The sequence below is a fragment of the Streptomyces sp. NPDC031474 genome (assembly GCF_055581185.1).
This window is the reverse complement of record NZ_JBVIJX010000031.1, coordinates 1-16,737: the sequence shown is the minus strand read 5'-3', so window position 1 is coordinate 16,737 and position 16,737 is coordinate 1. Positions and strand designations below refer to the sequence as shown.

The window sequence follows — 16,737 nt, the reverse complement described above, 5'->3', positions numbered from 1 at the left end:
GAGGCGCAGGGGCGTGAGGCGTCAAGGCACAGGGGCGTGAGGCGGGAGGCGGGCGGCCGTCGCTCAGATCATCGGCCGGGGCTGTGTCAACTCGTCGTAGACGCTGAGCACTTGGGCGACGGTCTCGTCCTCCGTGGGCCAGGTGGCCGCCTGCCGAGCGCCCATGTCCCGCAGGAGTGCGCAGCGTTCGGGGTCGCCGAGGAGTCGTGCCACGGCGGCGGCGAAGGCCTCGGCGTCGTCCGGCGGTACCAGTTCGGCCGCGTCGCCGACGAGTTCGCGGATGCCGCCGGTCAGAGCCGCGACGAGCGGCACGCGCGCGTGCAGGGCCTCCTGCGCCAGGACCGACCGTGACTCCCCGCCGCCCGGCAGCAGCGCGAGGTCGGCGGCGGCGAGCAGCTCGCTCACGTCGTCGCGCCGCCCGAGCAGCCGGACCGGCAGGTCCTCGTCCTCGATACGGCTCTGGAGCTCCGCCCGTTGCGGCCCCTCCCCCGCGATCACCACCAGCGGTCCGGCGTCCAGTCGGCGCCAGGTGCGGGAGGCGTCCAGCAGGAGGTCGTGCCCACGGTGGCGCTCCAGGGACCCGACCGCCATGAGCAGCGGGCGTCCGATGGCGCCGAGTTCGGCGCGCAGCTTGGAGGCGGGCAGCTCGGGCTCGTCGGGGCCCTCGACCCGGCGGGGCCGGGGCAGCGCCACGGCCGCGAGCCGCGCGTCGCGGGCGCCCGTCCGGCGCGCCCGGTCCACGAGGTCGGAGGTGGTGCCGAGGACCACGGCGGCCGTCCTCGCGACCCGCCGTTCCAGCAGCCGCAGCAGGTGGGCGCGGGCCCCTTCGGCGTGCGCCCGGTTGTGCCACGTGACGACGAGCGGGGTGCGCCGGCCGCTCAGCGCGAGGACGGCCCGGAACGAGGCGTGCAGGCCGTGCGCGTGGACGAGGTCGGCGTCGGTGCAGGCCGCCCGCAGCGCTGCCACGGACCCCGGGTCGCTGCTGCGCGGCACGTGCACGTGTTCGGCTCCGGCACCCGTGAAGTCATGGGCGCGATCGGCCTCGGCCGGGGCGCACACGGTCACTCGCACGCCCCGCGCGACAAGCCCCGCGGCCAGGGAGCGCACGTGCGCGCTGCTGCCGGCGTTGCCGCCGCCCAGCACCTGCACGGTACGCAGCGGCGACTGGCCGTGCGGTGAGTGGCTGCTCACGTGGCCGGGGCTCCTGATTCGGCGTCGGACGGTCACGAAGAAACGTACTGAAGGACCGGCGGAGGGGTGGACCGCTGACGTTCCTCCACGTACTACGCCCAAGGATGCCAGCACGTACGGGTGTTCCGTGCCGTCGAGCCCCCCGGCACCCGGCCACAGGGCCCCCTTCATCACCCACACGAGTGAGAGAAACCGGGGTTCCGTTCGATTACCCGAGTGTGCACCTCGCCGCCTCGCTCACCTGCTCCCCGTAGACCGCTGCGGCCACCACGGCGGCGGCGTGCGCGAGCAGGCCCGCTCGCCCGTTGCCGGCCGCCACCGCCGCCCCGAGCAGCGCGCCCAGCGCGTGCGCCCCGCTGTCGCCGAGCATCTCCCGCCCGCCCAGATCCTCGGGCAGCACCGCCGCCGCGGCCCCGACCGCCACGGCCGCCAGCTCCCCGGCCGCCCCCGCGCGCAGCGCCCCCGGCGCGCCCAGGGCGAGCACGACGCCGGCGGCCCTTGCGGGGCGCACGTCCACGAGGTTGACGAAGTGTGCGGCGCCGGCGATCACCACGCCCGCGAGCACCTTGTCCAGGGGCCGCTCCTTCAGCAGCGCCCCCGCGACCAGCCCGGCCGTCGAGATCCCGACCAGTTTCACGGCCCCGCTGGTGACCTCGCCCTGCCGCAGCGCGCCCAGATGCGCCCGGAAGCCGCGCCGTGGATCGCCGACGCCGGCGACGTCGTCGTACGCCCCGCAGGTCCCGGCGGCGGCCACGGCGAGCGCGGCGGCCGGAGCCACCCGGGCGGCCGCGACCGAGGCGGCCAGGGCGACGGCGGGGCCGGAGTACAGCCCGACCGTGCGCCCCGCGTGGTTCTCGCGCTCCCACAGCGTCCGCCCGCCCGGCGCCGCCGCGCGCAGCACCGCCGTCGTCGCCCGCGTCAGCGCGGCCGCCGCCGCGAAGGCCGCGACCCGTCCCCTTCGTATGACCATGCCCTCACCCTAGGGAAAAGCCCTGGGCGACCAGGACGGAGAAAAAAGATCGAGCGCGCTGTCACAACGGCGGACCCTGCGGTGTCTTGAGGCCGAACCCCTGGAAACGGAGGAGACACCATGAGCGAGAACACCGATGTGATCGTGATCGGCGGCGGATACGCCGGCGTCATGGCCGCCAACCGTCTGACGCAGCGCGCCGACGTGAGCGTGACCCTGATCAACCCGCGCCCGGCGTTCGTCGAGCGGATCCGCCTGCACCAGTTGGTGGGCGGGACGCATGACGCGGTCGTCGCCTACGACAAGGTCCTGGCCGCGGGCGTCCGGCGGGTGGCCGACACCGTGACCGGGATCGACGCGGCCGAGCGCGGCGTGACCCTGGCGAGCGGCGGCACACTCCGCTACGACTACCTGGTCTACGCGGTCGGCAGCGGCAGCGCCGACCCGCGCGTGCCCGGAGCGGCCGAGTTCGCCCACCCGATCGCCACCCTGGAGGACGCTCAGCGGCTGCGGCCGGTCGTCGACGCGGCGCCCTCGACGGCCCCGGTGACCGTCGTCGGCGCCGGTCCCACCGGCATCGAGACCGCCGCCGAGCTGGCGGAGACGGGCCGCCCCGTGACCCTGGTGTGCGGCGGGACACTCGGCCCGTACCTGCACCCGCGGGGCCGACGCTCGGTCGCCGGGCGGCTGGCCGCACTCGGGGTGAACGTACTCGAAGGCCCCGACGCGAGGGTGACCGCCGTGACGCGCGACGCCGTGCGGCTCGGTGACGGCCGCGAGTTGCCGAACGGGGTGACCATCTGGACCGCCGGTTTCGGCGTGCCGGACCTGGCCGCCCGCAGCGGGCTGAGCACCGACGCGCTGGGCCGCCTGCTCACGGACGAGACGCTGACCAGCGTGGACGACCCGCGCATCGTCGCGGCCGGGGACTCGGCGGCGCCGTCGGACCTGCCGCTGCGGATGAGCTGCCAGGCCGCGATGCCGCTGGGTGCCCGGGCCGCCGACACGGTGCTCAGCCGGATCGCGGGTGAGCGGCCCTCGCCCCTCAACCAGGTGTTCGCCGGCCAGTGCATCAGCCTGGGCCGACGCGCCGGCATCTTCCAGTTCGCCCACCGGTACGACGTCGCGGTGTGGTTCCACATCGCCGGTCGCCCTGGCGCGAGGCTGAAGGAGTTCATCTGCAACGGCATCGTCGGGCATCTGGCCGGCGAGGCACGCAAGCCCGGTTCCTACCGCCTGCACCGCGTCTCAGGAGGCGCCCGGCGCCGACTGCTGCTGGAGAGCCGGCGCGGCGAGAACCGACGCGGCGAGAACCGGGCCACCGCCGACCAGAGAGCCTAGGCCGCGCACGGACAGGGGAGAGATCCGGACATGAGCGAGCATGCCACCGACCCGGCGACCGAGTCCTTCGTCGCCCACCGCAACCTGCTCTTCACCGTCGCCTACGAGATGCTCGGCTCGGCGGCCGACGCCGAGGACGTCCTCCAGGAGACCTGGCTGCGGTGGGTCGGGGTCGACCTCGGGCAGGTGCGCGACCAGCGCGCCTACCTGGTCCGGATCACGACCCGGCAGTCGCTCAACCGGCTGCGCGCGATGAGCCGCCGCAAGGAGGCCTACGTCGGCCCGTGGCTGCCCGAGCCGCTGCTCACCGCCCCGGACGTGGCCGAGGACGCGCTGCTCGCCGAGAGTGTGTCGATGGCGCTGATGCTCGTCCTCGAAACGCTGTCGCCGACCGAACGCGCCGTCTTCGTCCTGCGCGAGGTCTTCGACGTCGGCTACGACGAGATCGCGGCCGCCGTCGGCAAGAGCCCTGCGGCCGTCCGTCAGATCGCCCACCGCGCCCGCCGGCACGTCGACGCCCGCCGCCCCCGCCAGGCGGTCTCCGCCGACGAGACCCGGGCGGCTCTGGAGTCGTTCCGGCAGGCACTCGACACCGGCGACCCGCAGAGCCTCCTCGACGTGCTCGCCCCGGACGTCGTCCTGGTGAGCGACGGCGGCGGCGTCAAGCAGGCCGCGCCACGGCCCATCACCGGCGCCGACAAGGTGGCCCGCTTCGTCATCGGCGCTCTCGCCAAGAACGGCGGCCCGCTCACCCTCGCTCCCACCGTGGTCAACGGCAGCCCCGCCCTCGTCGCCCGGCTGGGCGGCGAGCTCGACGGCGTCATGGCGATCCGGGTCGAGGACGGCCGCATCACCGGCCTCTACTACGTCCGCAACCCGGCCAAGCTGTCCCGCGTCGCCGCCGAGACCCCGCTCACCCTGAGCTGATCCCCCGGGCCCACGGTCCCCCGGTCCGCCGAGCCACCGCTACGCGTCCGCGCGAGCGGTGGCCAGCAGCTCCTCCGCGTGGGCCCGGGCCGTCTCGGAGTCCTCCTGCCCGGCGAGCATCCGCGACAGCTCCCGGATCCGCTCCTCGCCCTCCAGGACCTTCACGCCGGAGCGGGTCACCGACCCGTCGTTGGTCTTCTCCACCAGCAACTGCCGGTCGGCGAAGGCTGCGACCTGCGGAAGGTGGGTGACGACCACGACCTGCGCGGTCTTCGCGAGCCGCGCGAGGCGCCGCCCGATCTCCACCGCCGCCTTGCCGCCGACGCCGGCGTCGACCTCGTCGAAGAGGTACGTCGGCACGGGGTCCGTCCCCGCGAACACGACCTCGACGGCGAGCATCACCCGCGAGAGCTCACCGCCGGACGCGCCCTTGGCGATGGGCCGCGGCGGCGCACCCGGGTGCGGGGCGAGCAGCAGCTCGACCTCGTCCACACCGGCCGGCCCGTAGGCCACGGCACGCCCGCCGACCTCGACGCCCTCGGGGTCCTCGGTCTGCCGGATGTCGAACGACACGCGCGCGTGCGGCATCGCCAGGGATGCCAGCTCGGCGGTCACGGCTGCGGCGAACCGCTCGGCGGCCTCCGTGCGCGCGTCCGTCAGCGCCTGCGCCAGCCCGCCGAGTTCGGCCCGCAGGGCGTCGCGTTCGGCGGTCAGCTCCTCGATGCGCTCGTCGTCGCCGTCCAGCTCGGTGAGCCGGGCCGCGCTCTGCTCGGCCCAGGCGAGCACGGAGTTCACGTCCTGCCCGTACTTGCGGGTGAGCGCGGTGAGCGAGGCCCGCCGCTCCTCGACGGCCGACAGCCGCAGCGGATCGGCGTCGAGGTCGTCGGCGTACCCCGCGAGCTCGCCCGCCACATCGCCCAGCAGGATCCCGATCTCGCCGAGTCGGTCGGCGAGTGCGGACAGCGCCGGATCGTGCGACCTGACGGCCTCCAGGGCCCGCTGTGCGCCCGCGACGAGCGTGGCGGCGTCGATGCCCTCAGGATCCTCCGGGTTGCCCGCGAGGGCGGCGTGAGCGGCCGTGGCGGCGGACGACAGCGCCTCCGCGTGCCCGAGCCGCTCGGCCTCCTCCGCCAGCTCCACGTCCTCCCCGGCGCGCGGTTCGACGCCGGCGATCTCGTCGAGCCCGAAGCGCAGCAGGTCGGCTTCCTGAGCCCGTTCACGCGCGCGCGTGACGATCTCCTCCAGCTCGACGGCCACGGCGCGCAGCCGCCGGTAGGCCTCGGTGTACTTGGCGAGCGGCACGGTCACCGCGTCCCCCGCGTACCGGTCGAGGGCCTGCCGCTGCCGGGACAGCTTCAGCAGCCCCTGCTGGTCGGTCTGCCCGTGCACGGCCACCAGTTCGTCCGCGAGCTCGGCGAGCACACCCATGGGCACGCTCCGCCCGCCGACGTGCGCCCGCGAGCGCCCCTCGGCCGAAACGGTACGGCTGATGAGCAGCGCCCCGTCGTCGAGCTCGGCCCCGGCCTCCTCGGCCCGCAGGACCACCGAGGCGCCCGCGGGCAGGGCGATCCGCCCCTCCACGACCGCCTTCTCGGCGCCGATCCGCACCAGCGCCGGGTCGGCACGTCCGCCGAGCAGCAGCCCGAGGCTGGTGACCACCATGGTCTTGCCCGCGCCCGTCTCACCCGTGACGGCGGTGAAGCCTGGCGACAGCTCGACGACCGCGTCGTCGATGACTCCGAGCGACCGTATCCGCATCTCCTCCAACACGGGGAAGACCTTACGAGGTCGGGGGCAGGAAGTGCGAGGCACCCCGTCACCCGGGCGAGTGGACCTCCCCGGGGGACGCGGTGAGCCGAGCGCTAATTCCGGGCGCCCCGCCACCCCGAAACGGGCAGCGCGAACTTCGCCACCAGCCGGTCGGTGAACGAGGCGTGGTGCAGCCGGGCCAGCCGCACCGGCACGGCGCCCCGCCGCACCTCCACCCGGGCCCCCGCGGGCAACTCGACGGTCCGCCGCCCGTCACACCACAGGACGCCCGGCGGAATATGAGGCAGCACCTCCACGGCGAGCACCGAATCCGGCGAGGTCACCAACGGCTTCGCGAACAGCGCATGGGCGCTGATCGGCACCATCAGCAGCGCCTCGACCTCGGGCCACACCACAGGCCCCCCGGCGGAGAACGCGTACGCGGTGGACCCGGTCGGCGTCGACAGGACGATCCCGTCGCACCCGAACCCGGTGACCGGCCGCCCGTCGATCTCCAGCACGACCTCGAGCAGCTTCTCCGCGCCGGCCTTCTGCACGGCCGCCTCGTTCAGCGCCCAGTCGGTGTGCACGATGTCCCCGTTGCGGTGCACGACGACGTCGACGGTCATCCGCTCCTCGACCTCGTACGCCTTCGTCACCACCCGGTCCACGACCTTGTCGAGGTCGTCGCGCTCGGCCTCGGCGAGGAAGCCGACACTGCCCAGGTTGACGCCGAGCATCGGCACCCCCGACGCCCGCGCGAACTCCGCGCCGCGCAGCAGCGTGCCGTCACCGCCGAGGACGATGAGCAGCTCGCACCCCTCCAGGCACTGCGGGGTGGCCTCGGAGACCAGCTCCACCTCGTCGGGCAGCGGCAGGTCGGCGGCCTCGTACTCCAGGACGCGCACCCCGATGCCCTCGCGAAGCAGCCCCTTGACCACCAGCTCGGCGCTGCGAATGGCCGCGGGCCGCCCGGTGTGGGCAAGCAGGAAAACAGTACGAGCTCGGTTCTGAGTCAACGCGGCCCCTCCGCAACTGCACGGTCAACATCGGCCGGGTCGAGGGCAGGCGCCCCGGCCCGGAGCCACAGAAAGTACTCGACATTGCCCGAGGGCCCGGGCAGCGGACTGGCGGTGACACCCTTCACCCCGAGCCCCAGGTCCCACGCCTTCGCGGCCACGCCCCGCACGGCTTCCGCCCGCAACTGCGGACTGCGTACGACACCCCCGCTGCCGAGCCGGTCCTTCCCCACCTCGAACTGCGGCTTGACCATCATCACCAGGTCCGCGTCCGGCTTGGCGCACCGCGCCAGGGCGGGCAGGACCAACCCGAGCGGGATGAAGGACAAGTCCCCCACGACAAGATCCACAGGCTCCCCATCGATCGCTTCAAGCGTCAACTCGCGTACGTTCGTACGGTCCTTGACGGTGACGCGTTCATCGCTGCGAAGAGACCACGCGAGTTGTCCGTATCCGACGTCCACGGCCACGACCTGCGCGGCCCCCGCCCGCAGCAGCACATCGGTGAACCCGCCGGTGGAGGCCCCGGCGTCCAGCGCCCGCCGCCCCTCCACCACGAGCCCCTGCGGCACGAACGCGGCCAGCGCGCCGGCGAGCTTGTGCCCGCCCCGGGACACGTAGTCGGGGTTGTCCTCGTCTACGGCGACGACGATCGCGGCGGCGGTCTCCACCTGCGTGGCGGGCTTGGTCGCGACACTCTTGCCGACGGTGACCCGCCCGGCGGCGATCAACTGCCCGGCATGCTCACGCGAACGTGCGAGCTTGCGGCGGACCAACTCCGCGTCCAGACGGCGACGTGCGACTCCTGCCACGTTCGGTTCAGCTCCTACTGCCGTACGACGAGAGGGGCGCCGGAGGACCCGGGCGGGCGTCGAGCGCGGTGAGCGCGTCGCGCAGCCCCCGGTGTACATCCTCGTACACCTCGACGTGGCCGTCGGTGGCGAGGTGGTCGGCGTCGGCGAGGCGGTCCAGACGGGCGTCGACCTCGGCGTCACCGGTGGGGGTGCGGGGCACGTTCAGCGGGGCGGGGGCGGCGGGGTCGTCCTCCGGCGCGGCCTCCGCCGGCACCGTCTCCCAAGACGTCTCCGGCGATGTCTCCGTCGATGTCTCCGGAAACATTTCCGGCAGCGTTTCCGCGCCCGCCTGCGGCTCCGCCTCCGGCACTGTGTCGCTCATGCCCAGACGCTACCTCGAACCGCTGGGGTACCGTCGATCGCGATGGCCACGATCGAGGAGTGCCGCGCCGCACTCGAAAAGCTCTCCGACAGCATGGGCAGCGCCGAAGGGGACGTCCGGGCGGCCGCGGCCCTGGACCGTTCGGTGAGCTGCCGGATCACCGACCTGGACGTCACGTTCGTCGGCCGCATGACGGGCGGCCGGATCGTGGTGCGGGACACCCTGCACGGCCCTCCCCGGGAGAAGGCCGAGATCAGGCTGACCATGACCGGCGACGACCTGGTCGCGCTGGTCGCCGGCGAGCTGAACTTCGCGAAGGCGTGGGGCTCGGGCCGGGTGAAGCTGGAGGCGGGTCTGCGGGACCTGTTCCAGCTCAGGAAACTGCTGTGACCGACTCGCGCGCGCGTGTCTTCCGGGCCGCCGGCACCACCAGCGGCGTGCCCGTCTCCGGGTCCTCGATGACCTGACAGCGCAGCCCGAAGACCTCCTGCACCAGACGGGCCGTGACGACGTCGTCCGGCGCGCCCTGGGCGATGACCTCGCCGCCCTTGAGCGCGATCAGGTGCGTGGCGTAGCGGGCCGCGTGGTTGAGGTCGTGCAGGACGGCGACGAGGGTGCGCCCCTGCTCCTCGTGCAGCTCCGCGCACAGGTCCAGGACGTCGATCTGGTGCTGGATGTCGAGGTAGGTCGTCGGCTCGTCGAGCAGTAGCAGCGGGGTCTGCTGGGCGAGGGCCATCGCGATCCACACGCGCTGGCGCTGACCGCCGGACAGCTCGTCGACGTACCGGCCGGCGAGCTCGGCGACCCCGGTCTGCGCCATGGACTCCTGCACGACCCGCTCGTCCTCGGCCGACCACTGCCGCAGGATGCCCTGGTGCGGGTAGCGACCGCGGCCGACGAGGTCGGCGACGGTGATCCCGTCGGGCGCGATCGACGACTGCGGCAGCAGCCCCAGCGTCCGTGCGACCTTCTTCGCCGGCAGCGACTGGATGGCCTGCCCGTCGAGCAGCACCCGGCCCTCGGACGGCTTCAGCATCCGCGACAGCGCCCGCAGCAGCGTCGACTTGCCGCAGGCGTTCGGGCCGACGATCACGGTGAAGGAGTTGTCGGGAATCTCCACCGACAGCCGTTCGGCGATGACCCGCTGGTCGTAGGCGAGGGTCACGTTCTCGGCGGCAAGGCGGTTCACGGTGCTCCTTCGGTGGTTCGTGCCCCGGTTTTCGAGGGCGGGGATGCTCATATCCGGCCGGCCTTGCGCTCGGTGACCAGCAGCCACAGCAGGTAGAGCCCGCCCAGCACGCCGGTGACCACGCCCACGGGCAACTGCCCGTCGCCGAACAGCCGCTGTGCCGCCCAGTCGGCGGTGACCAGCAGGGCGGCGCCCATGCACAGGGACGGCACGAGATTCGGCCCGGGCGAACGGGTCAGCCGCCGGGCGAGCTGCGGCGCGGTGAGCGCCACGAAGCCGACCGGGCCCGCGGCGGCGGTGGCGGCCGCGGTGAGCAGCACGGCGGCCACCATCAGCAGCAGCCGTACCCGCTCCACGCGCACGCCCAACGCGTGGGAGACGTCGTCGCCCATCTCCATCATCCGCAGCCCCCGCGCGTTGGCGAGGACGAGCGGCACGAGCACGCAGGCCAGGGCGAGCAGCGGCCAGACCTGCTTCCAGTCCCGGCCGTCGAGGGTGCCGGTCATCCAGACGACCGCGCGCGCCGCGTCGACGAAGTCGGCCTTGGTGAGCAGGTATCCGTTGACCGCGGTCGCGACGGCGGAGACGCCGATGCCGACGAGCACCAGCCGGTACCCGTGGACGCCCCGCTTCCACGCCAGCAGGTAGATCAGGGCGCCGGTCACCAGCCCGCCGATCAGCGCGCCGACGGTCACCTGGGTGGTGCTCCCGGAGAACAGCACGATCATCACGAGCGCCCCGGCCGTCGCCCCCTGCCCGAGGCCCAGCACGTCCGGACTGCCCAGTGGGTTGCGCGACACGGCCTGGAACAGCGCACCGCCGAGCCCCAGCGAGGCGCCGACGAGCAGCCCCACCAGGACCCGCGGCAGCCGCAGCTCGTTGACGATGAACTCCTGCCCTGCGGTGCCGTTGCCGAGCAGCGTCCTGACGACGTCACCGGACGAGATCGGGAAGTCGCCGGTGCCGATCAGCGCCACGCTCGCGGCGAGCGCGGCGGCCACCAGCAGCACGACCACGATCAGCGCCCGCAGATCCAGCCGGACGGACAGCCCGCCACGCGTGCGCAGCGCACGCGGGCCGCGGGGGGTCTTCTGCGCGGTCTTCACAGCTGGGCCGTCCTCCGCCGTCGTACGAGAAAGATGAAGACCGGGCCGCCGATGATCGCCGTGATGATGCCGACCTGCACCTCGGACGGCCGCGCGACGACCCGGCCGATGACGTCGGAGCCGAGCAGCAGCACCGGCGACAGGATCGCCGCGTACGGCATGATCCAGCGCAGGTCGGGGCCGGTGAACGAGCGCACGGCGTGCGGGACCATCAGCCCGACGAACACGATCGGCCCGCAGGCAGCCGTCGCGGCGCCGCACAGCACGGTCGCCGTGAGCATCGACAGCGCCCGGGTCCGGTTCAGCTGGGCGCCGAGCGCCTTGGCCGTGTCGTCGCCCATGGCCACGGCGTTCAGTGGCCGGGCGAGAGCGAACGCGAGAAGCGTGCCGACGGCCAGGAAGGGCAGCACCTGCCAGATGGTCTCGTCGGTCGCCGAGGACAGCGACCCGACCGTCCAGAAACGCATCCGGGCCAGCGCCGCGTCATCCATGATCATCACGGCCTGGAGGTAGCCGTAGAGCGCGGCGCTGATCGCGGTGCCGGCAAGCGCGAGCCGCACCGGCGTGGCCCCCCGGCTGCCACCGAGGAACCAGACCAGCGCACCGACCGCGGCCGCCCCGAAGAAGGCGAACCACACATAGCCGCTCAGGCTCGTGACACCGAAGTAGGTGATGGCGGTGACGACGGCGGCCGAGGCTCCCGCGTTGATGCCCAGCAGCCCCGGGTCGGCCAGCGGATTGCGCGTCAGCGCCTGGAGCACCGCCCCGGACAGCCCGAGCGCGGCCCCCACGAGCAGCCCGAGCACGGTCCGCGCCAGCCGCTCGTCGACGACGACGTCCGCGTACGTCCCCGAATCCTCGAAAACGCCGTGCCAGACCTGCGCGACGGACAGCTCCTTGGCCCCGACGGCGATGCTCGCCACCGCCACCAGCACCAGGACCGCCACGGCGGCAAGCAGCCCGACGGGCCGCAACGCCCGGTGATTCGGGGGCGCGGGAGCCGTCTCCGCGCGCTGTTCGGGAACACTGTCGACCAACACCCAGTTAGGTTAGCCTACCCTCCCCTCCGGCTTCGATCCTCTGGCGATGACCGTTGCCGGGTTCACAGCTTCGGACCTCTCAACCACCCCCGGCTCAAGGCGATTCGAGCAGACTCACACGGACTCACAACCCCAGCCGCGCCAGCGCCTTCCCCCCGTCCGACCCGCAACTCCCGTCCCCCGCCGCCGTCCAGGCCGCCGCGCACAGCGCTCGCAGCCCGTCCAGGGCGTCGCCCTCCCCCTCCAGCTCCAGGCGGTCCGCCCGCGCGGTCGCCGTCCAGCCACCGCACCGGAAGCCCTCGCCCGCCACACCGACCTCCGGCTGCCCGGTGAGCAGCCCGCGCAGATCGTTGTCGACATACGTCGGCCGGTGCTGCGGCGGCGCGGCCAGCAGCTGCGCCCCGTCGGTGACACCGGTCAGGACGAGCAGCGAGTCGACGTTCCCGTTGAACGCCCCCTCGATGTCCGTGTCCAGCCGGTCCCCGACGACCAACGGCCGCTCGGCGCCCGTGCGCAGGATCGTCTCCCGGTGCATGGGAGGCAGCGGCTTGCCCGCGACCTGCGGCTCGGCGCCGGTCGCGATCCGCACGACCTCCACCGCCGCCCCGTTGCCCGGCGCGATCCCCCGCCCACTCGGAATCGTCAGGTCGGTGTTGGACGCGAACCAGGGCACCCCGCGCGCGACGGCGTAGGACGCTTCCGCGAACCGCCCCCACGGCAGGTCCGGCCCGCCGAACCCCTGCACGACGGCCGCCGGATCGTCGTCCGCCGACTCCACCGGGACCAGCCCGCGCTCGCGCAGCGCGACCCGCAGCCCCTCCCCGCCGATCACCAGCACCCGCGACCGCGCCGGCACCTGCTCGCTGATCAGCCGTGCGACCGCCTGCGCCGAGGTGATGACGTCCTCGGCGCCCGTCGGTATCCCCAGCTCGGTGAGATGCCCGGCGACCGTGTCCGGCGTCCGCAGCGCGTTGTTGGTGACGTACGCGAGATGCATCCCGCCCGCCCGTGCGACGGCCAGCGACTCGACGGCGTACGCGATCGCGTTCCCACCCGCGTACACCACCCCGTCGAGGTCGAGCAGCGCCGTGTCGTACGCCTCGCTCAGGGCCTGCCCACTGCCCTCGGGCCTCGTCCTGACGCTCCGGCTCATTCCACATCGCTCCTCGTTCGGTCCGCTTTCCCCCGATCATCCCGCATGCCACTGACACACGTACGATGCCGGGATGAACTCAGCAGGTCACCCTGAGGCAACGGCGCCCCGAGGCCTGGAACTCACCCCGTTCCGAGGCCTGCGCTACGACCCCGACCGGGTCGGCAGCCTCGCCGCCGTCACCTCCCCGCCGTACGACGTCGTCGTCCGCCCAGACGGCCTGCACCACCTCCAGGACGCGGACCCGTACAACATCGTCCGGCTGATTCTCCCTCAGGCCACCACCCCCACGGCGCGCACCGAACTGGCCGCCGACGCCCTGCGCCGCTGGCTGTCCGAGGGCATCCTGACGGCCGACCCCGAGCCCGCCCTGTACGTCTACGAGCAACGGCACGCGGACGGCATGCTGCAGCGCGGCCTCATCGGGGCCCTGCGCGTCTCGGAGCCGTCGGAGGGGGTCGTCCTCCCGCACGAGGACGTCATGCCGCACATCGTCGCCGACCGCGCGGCCCTGATGCGCGCCACGCACGCGAACCTCGAACCCCTGCTGCTCACCTACCGCGGCGACGGCACGGCGGCCGAGATCGTGGACCGCGCGGCGGAGCGCCCCCCGCTTCTGTCCACCACGACGGAGGACGGCTACAGCCATCGCCTCTGGGCGCTCACCGACCCCGCCGAGACGGCCCTCGTCCAGGCGGACCTCGCCCGCCACCAGGCTCTCATCGCCGATGGCCACCACCGCTGGGCCACCTACCTCCGGCTCCGCGCCGAGCACCCCTCCCCCAGCCCCTGGGACCACGGCCTGGTCCTCCTGGTCGACACCGCCCGCTATCCCCTGCGCGTCCGCGCCATCCACCGCCTCCTGCACGGTCTGCCGGTCGCGCAGGCCGTGACCGCGCTCGACGGCCGGTTCCGCGTCCGTCGCCTGCCGGTCCCCCTCTCGGAGGCCCTGGACGCCCTGGCGGACGCGGCCGGTTCCGGCAACGCTTTCCTCCTGGCGGGCGACGGCGCCTTCCACCTCCTCGACCGGCCGGACCCGGCGCTCCTCGACCGCACGATCCCCGCCGACCGTCCGACGGCCTGGCGCACCCTGGACGCGACGGTCCTGCACGCCACGCTCCTCGACCACATATGGCACATCCCCGAGGACGACCCGACCCGCATCGCCTACATCCACGACACCGCCGCGACGGTGAGGAAGGCGGAACGCGACGGCGGTACCGCGGTCCTGCTCCACCCCGTCCGCGAGGAGGTCGTCCGCGACCTCGCCCGCCAGGGCATCACGATGCCCCGCAAGTCGACGTCGTTCGGCCCGAAGCCGGCCTCGGGCCTGGTCCTGCGAGCACTGGACCTCTGAGCACGCGGCAGGCGGCGGGCGGCAGGCGGCAGGCGGCAGGCCCTGAACGCACGAAGGGGCGGGATCCGGTGCCGTGCACCGGATCCCGCCCCTTCACTTCACTGCCTTCAGTGCCTCAGTCCTCGTCGCGGTCGGCCTCGTCCTCGGCCTTCTCCACGACGACTCCCTCAGCCTCACTCTTGGGCTCGCTGTCGCTCTCGTTCTCGCCGTCGCCCTCGCCCTCGGTCTCGCTCTCGTCGAGGGCGTCGACGAAGTCGACACCGTCCAGCTCGGCGAGCCGGTCGGAGGCGTCCGTGCTGCCGTCCCGGTCGGCCTCCACGGCCTTCGCGAACCACTCCCGGGCCTCACCCTCTCGCCCGGCGGCAAGCAGTGCGTCGGCATACGCGTACCGCAGTCGCGCGGTCCACGGCTGGACGGAGTTGGAGGCCAGCTCGGGGCTCTGCAAGGTCACGATCGCCGCGTCCAGCTGCCCCATGTCCCGCCGGGCGCCGGCCGCGACGAGCCGCATCTCCACCTGACCGGCCTTGTCGAGCTTGTTCACCTCGGGAGCGCCGGCCATGTCCAGCGCCTTCTCCGGCCGCCCGAGCCCACGCTCGCAGTCGGCCATGACGGGCCACAGCTCGACGCTGCCGGTCATACGCCGCGCGGCCCGGAACTCGGCGAGCGCCTCGCTGTACTTCTGGTTGGCGTACGCGGCGAATCCGCCCGCCTCCCGCACGGCGGCGACGCGCGAGGCCAGCCGCAGGGCCACCTTGGAGTAGGCGTACGCCCTCTCGGGGTCCTCGTCGATCAGCCGGGCGACCATCACCAGGTTCTTGGCCACGTCGTCGGCAAGCGTCTTGGGCAGGCTGTGCAACTCCTGCCGTACGTCCTTGTCGATCTCGTCGCCGGTGACGTCCTCCGGGATCGGCAGCCGCTTGATCGGCTCACGGTCCCGGTCCCGCTCGTCGCGGAATCGGCTGCCGCCGCCACGCCTGTCGTCCCGACGGTCGTCGCGCCCGTCACGGCCGCGGAAACCACCGGGCCGCCCACCGCGATCGTCCCGACGGGGGCCACGGGCACCCCGGTCGTCCCGCCCACGGAAACCACCACGGTCGTCGCTCCGGCGGTCATCCCTGCGCTCGTCATGCCGATCGTCCCGGCGGAAGGGGGGACGCTCGCCGCGGTCGTCGCGCCGGAAGGCGGGCCGGTCCCCACGGTCGTCGCGACGGGGCCCACGGTCACGGTCGTCGCGCTGGAACGCCGGACGAGACCCACGATCACCCTCACGCCGGTCATCACGACGATCGTCACGACGCCCGTAGCCACCACGGTCCCGATCACGGTCACGGTCACCGAAGCCGCCACCACGACTGTTATCGCGACGGAACCCACCACGGTTGTCATCACGGCGCTCATCACGGCGGTCATCACGGCGCTCATCGCGTCGGAAGGCCGGCCGGTCACCGCCACGGTCATCCCGACGGAAGCCACCACGGTCACCACGGTCACGATCGTCCCGGCGGTCGTCGCGACGGGCGTAGCCACCGCCGCCACGGTTGTCGTCACGCCGGGGGGATCCACCACGGTCGTCGTCCCGGCGGAAGGGGGGACGCTCGCCGCGGTCGTCGCGCCGGAAGGCCGGCCGGTCCCCACGGTCGTCGCGACGGGGCCCACGGTCACGGTCGTCGCGCTGGAACGCCGGACGAGACCCACGATCACCCTCACGCCGGTCATCACGCCGGTCATCACGACGCCCGTAGCCACCACGGTCCCGATCACCGAAGCCGCCACCACGACTGTCATCGCGACGGAACCCACCACGGTTGTCATCACGCCGGTCATCACGGCGCTCATCGCGTCGGAAGGCCGGCCGGTCACCGCCACGGTCATCCCGACGGAAGCCACCACGATTGTCACCACGCTCACCGCGGCTCCGGTCGTCACGACCGCGGTCATCACGGCGGTCGTCTCGACGGACGTAACCAGCACGGTCGTTGTCGCGGCGGAAGGCGGGCCGGTCGCCGCCACGGTCCCCGCGGTTGCCGCTGCGTTCGCCGCGGTCCCCACTGTCCCGTCGCCGCTGGTCGCGCTCCGGTCGGTCGTCGGGAGAGTTGGTGGACATCGGTGACTCCTGTCTTCGGTACCGCATATATTCTCGCGCACCCGGGTACCCGGCGCGCTCCAGAAAAACAAAAAGGACCCTTGGTCCCAGCTGAACGCTGGGACCAAGGGTCCTTCCAAAGATTGTTCGGCGGCGTCCTACTCTCCCACAGGGTCCCCCCTGCAGTACCATCGGCGCTGTAAGGCTTAGCTTCCGGGTTCGAAATGTAACCGGGCGTTTCCCTCACGCTATGGCCACCGAAACCCTAATGGTTTCGAGCGAACAAGCACACTTTTTACTTGTTTTCAGCTCTAGCCGGCAACAGTCGTTGCCTCAGAACTAACACAGTGGACGCGAGCAACTGAGGACAAGCCCTCGGCCTATTAGTACCAGTCAGCTTCACCCATTACTGGGCTTCCACATCCGGCCTATCAAC

At 73.0% G+C, this 16,737-nt stretch carries 15 protein-coding genes, 1 rRNA gene and 1 pseudogene; 4 read left to right on the top strand and 13 right to left on the bottom strand.

Annotated elements, in window-relative coordinates:
- Positions 1-63: 63 nt before the first annotated feature.
- Positions 64-1,191: a glycosyltransferase family 4 protein gene (locus tag ACZ5SK_RS43230; protein ID WP_334583533.1), complete on the bottom strand. Its 1,128-nt coding sequence runs from the start codon at positions 1,189-1,191 to the stop codon at positions 64-66.
- A gap of 208 nt (positions 1,192-1,399) precedes the next feature.
- On the bottom strand, positions 1,400-2,161 hold the full coding sequence (locus ACZ5SK_RS43225) for a hypothetical protein (RefSeq protein WP_334583534.1): 762 nt from the start codon (positions 2,159-2,161) through the stop codon (positions 1,400-1,402).
- Between the two features lie 120 nt (positions 2,162-2,281).
- Between ACZ5SK_RS43225 and ACZ5SK_RS43220 the strand changes: the two genes are divergently transcribed.
- A complete protein-coding gene (locus ACZ5SK_RS43220) occupies positions 2,282-3,502 on the top strand; it encodes an NAD(P)/FAD-dependent oxidoreductase (protein ID WP_334583535.1) in 1,221 nt (406 codons plus the stop codon).
- A 30-nt stretch (positions 3,503-3,532) separates the two neighbouring features.
- Positions 3,533-4,429: an RNA polymerase sigma-70 factor gene (locus ACZ5SK_RS43215; RefSeq protein WP_334583536.1), complete on the top strand. Its 897-nt coding sequence runs from the start codon at positions 3,533-3,535 to the stop codon at positions 4,427-4,429.
- Positions 4,430-4,468: 39 nt separating this feature from the next.
- Here the strand turns inward: ACZ5SK_RS43215 and recN are convergent, their stop codons facing one another.
- From recN to ACZ5SK_RS43195, 4 genes are all read right to left on the bottom strand, one after another.
- Positions 4,469-6,187, bottom strand: a complete 1,719-nt coding sequence (gene recN, locus ACZ5SK_RS43210) for a DNA repair protein RecN (protein ID WP_334583847.1) — start codon at positions 6,185-6,187, stop codon at positions 4,469-4,471.
- A gap of 104 nt (positions 6,188-6,291) precedes the next feature.
- Positions 6,292-7,197: an NAD kinase gene (locus ACZ5SK_RS43205; protein WP_334583537.1), complete on the bottom strand. Its 906-nt coding sequence runs from the start codon at positions 7,195-7,197 to the stop codon at positions 6,292-6,294.
- Positions 7,194-8,009, bottom strand: a complete 816-nt coding sequence (locus ACZ5SK_RS43200) for a TlyA family RNA methyltransferase (RefSeq protein ID WP_334583538.1) — start codon at positions 8,007-8,009, stop codon at positions 7,194-7,196. The genes ACZ5SK_RS43205 and ACZ5SK_RS43200 overlap by 4 nt, the downstream gene beginning before the upstream one ends.
- Positions 8,010-8,016: 7 nt before the next feature.
- Entirely contained in the window at positions 8,017-8,373 is a 357-nt protein-coding gene (locus tag ACZ5SK_RS43195) for a hypothetical protein (protein ID WP_334583539.1), read from the bottom strand.
- 42 nt (positions 8,374-8,415) lie between these two features.
- On the opposite strand from ACZ5SK_RS43195, the gene ACZ5SK_RS43190 reads away from it, so the two are divergent.
- On the top strand, positions 8,416-8,763 hold the full coding sequence (locus ACZ5SK_RS43190; RefSeq protein WP_334583540.1) for an SCP2 sterol-binding domain-containing protein: 348 nt from the start codon (positions 8,416-8,418) through the stop codon (positions 8,761-8,763).
- Here ACZ5SK_RS43190 and ACZ5SK_RS43185 read toward each other — a convergent pair.
- From ACZ5SK_RS43185 to ACZ5SK_RS43170, 4 genes are all read right to left on the bottom strand, one after another.
- A complete protein-coding gene (locus ACZ5SK_RS43185; RefSeq protein ID WP_334583541.1) occupies positions 8,747-9,613 on the bottom strand; it encodes an ABC transporter ATP-binding protein in 867 nt (288 codons plus the stop codon). The genes ACZ5SK_RS43190 and ACZ5SK_RS43185 overlap by 17 nt on opposite strands.
- Entirely contained in the window at positions 9,610-10,668 is a 1,059-nt protein-coding gene (locus ACZ5SK_RS43180; protein WP_334583542.1) for a FecCD family ABC transporter permease, read from the bottom strand. Before ACZ5SK_RS43180 ends, ACZ5SK_RS43185 begins: the two co-directional genes overlap by 4 nt.
- Complete coding sequence (locus ACZ5SK_RS43175) at positions 10,665-11,708, bottom strand: FecCD family ABC transporter permease (RefSeq protein ID WP_334583543.1); 1,044 nt, start codon at positions 11,706-11,708, stop codon at positions 10,665-10,667. Before ACZ5SK_RS43175 ends, ACZ5SK_RS43180 begins: the two co-directional genes overlap by 4 nt.
- A 124-nt stretch (positions 11,709-11,832) precedes the next feature.
- Positions 11,833-12,861 carry an HAD hydrolase-like protein gene (locus ACZ5SK_RS43170; RefSeq protein WP_361709315.1) on the bottom strand — a complete coding sequence of 343 codons (1,029 nt, stop codon included), beginning with the start codon at positions 12,859-12,861 and terminating at the stop codon, positions 11,833-11,835.
- A 73-nt stretch (positions 12,862-12,934) separates the two neighbouring features.
- Between ACZ5SK_RS43170 and ACZ5SK_RS43165 the strand changes: the two genes are divergently transcribed.
- A complete protein-coding gene (locus tag ACZ5SK_RS43165) occupies positions 12,935-14,218 on the top strand; it encodes a DUF1015 domain-containing protein (protein WP_334583545.1) in 1,284 nt (427 codons plus the stop codon).
- Positions 14,219-14,333: 115 nt separating this feature from the next.
- Here ACZ5SK_RS43165 and ACZ5SK_RS43160 read toward each other — a convergent pair whose 3' ends face one another.
- From ACZ5SK_RS43160 to rrf, 3 genes and pseudogenes are all read right to left on the bottom strand, one after another.
- The gene (locus ACZ5SK_RS43160; protein ID WP_334583848.1) at positions 14,334-15,131 is read right to left on the bottom strand and encodes a hypothetical protein; all 798 of its coding nucleotides are present in this window, start codon (positions 15,129-15,131) and stop codon (positions 14,334-14,336) included.
- A 21-nt stretch (positions 15,132-15,152) separates the two neighbouring features.
- Positions 15,153-16,349 (bottom strand): annotated as a pseudogene (locus ACZ5SK_RS43155) (hypothetical protein); the annotation flags it as partial.
- A gap of 97 nt (positions 16,350-16,446) precedes the next feature.
- Positions 16,447-16,563, bottom strand: a 5S ribosomal RNA gene (gene rrf, locus ACZ5SK_RS43150).
- Positions 16,564-16,737: the final 174 nt, after the last annotated feature.

What these genes read in the sequence shown, in the direction of transcription:
- recN (WP_334583847.1), bottom strand. Translation starts at nt 6,187, where the DNA reads ATGCGGATACGGTCGCTCGGAGTCATCGACGACGCGGTCGTCGAGCTG.
- ACZ5SK_RS43220 (WP_334583535.1), top strand. Translation starts at nt 2,282, where the DNA reads ATGAGCGAGAACACCGATGTGATCGTGATCGGCGGCGGATACGCCGGC.
- ACZ5SK_RS43195 (WP_334583539.1), bottom strand. Translation starts at nt 8,373, where the DNA reads ATGAGCGACACAGTGCCGGAGGCGGAGCCGCAGGCGGGCGCGGAAACG.
- ACZ5SK_RS43185 (WP_334583541.1), bottom strand. Translation starts at nt 9,613, where the DNA reads ATGAGCATCCCCGCCCTCGAAAACCGGGGCACGAACCACCGAAGGAGC.
- ACZ5SK_RS43165 (WP_334583545.1), top strand. Translation starts at nt 12,935, where the DNA reads ATGAACTCAGCAGGTCACCCTGAGGCAACGGCGCCCCGAGGCCTGGAA.
- ACZ5SK_RS43170 (WP_361709315.1), bottom strand. Translation starts at nt 12,861, where the DNA reads ATGAGCCGGAGCGTCAGGACGAGGCCCGAGGGCAGTGGGCAGGCCCTG.
- ACZ5SK_RS43225 (WP_334583534.1), bottom strand. Translation starts at nt 2,161, where the DNA reads ATGGTCATACGAAGGGGACGGGTCGCGGCCTTCGCGGCGGCGGCCGCG.
- ACZ5SK_RS43190 (WP_334583540.1), top strand. Translation starts at nt 8,416, where the DNA reads ATGGCCACGATCGAGGAGTGCCGCGCCGCACTCGAAAAGCTCTCCGAC.
- ACZ5SK_RS43215 (WP_334583536.1), top strand. Translation starts at nt 3,533, where the DNA reads ATGAGCGAGCATGCCACCGACCCGGCGACCGAGTCCTTCGTCGCCCAC.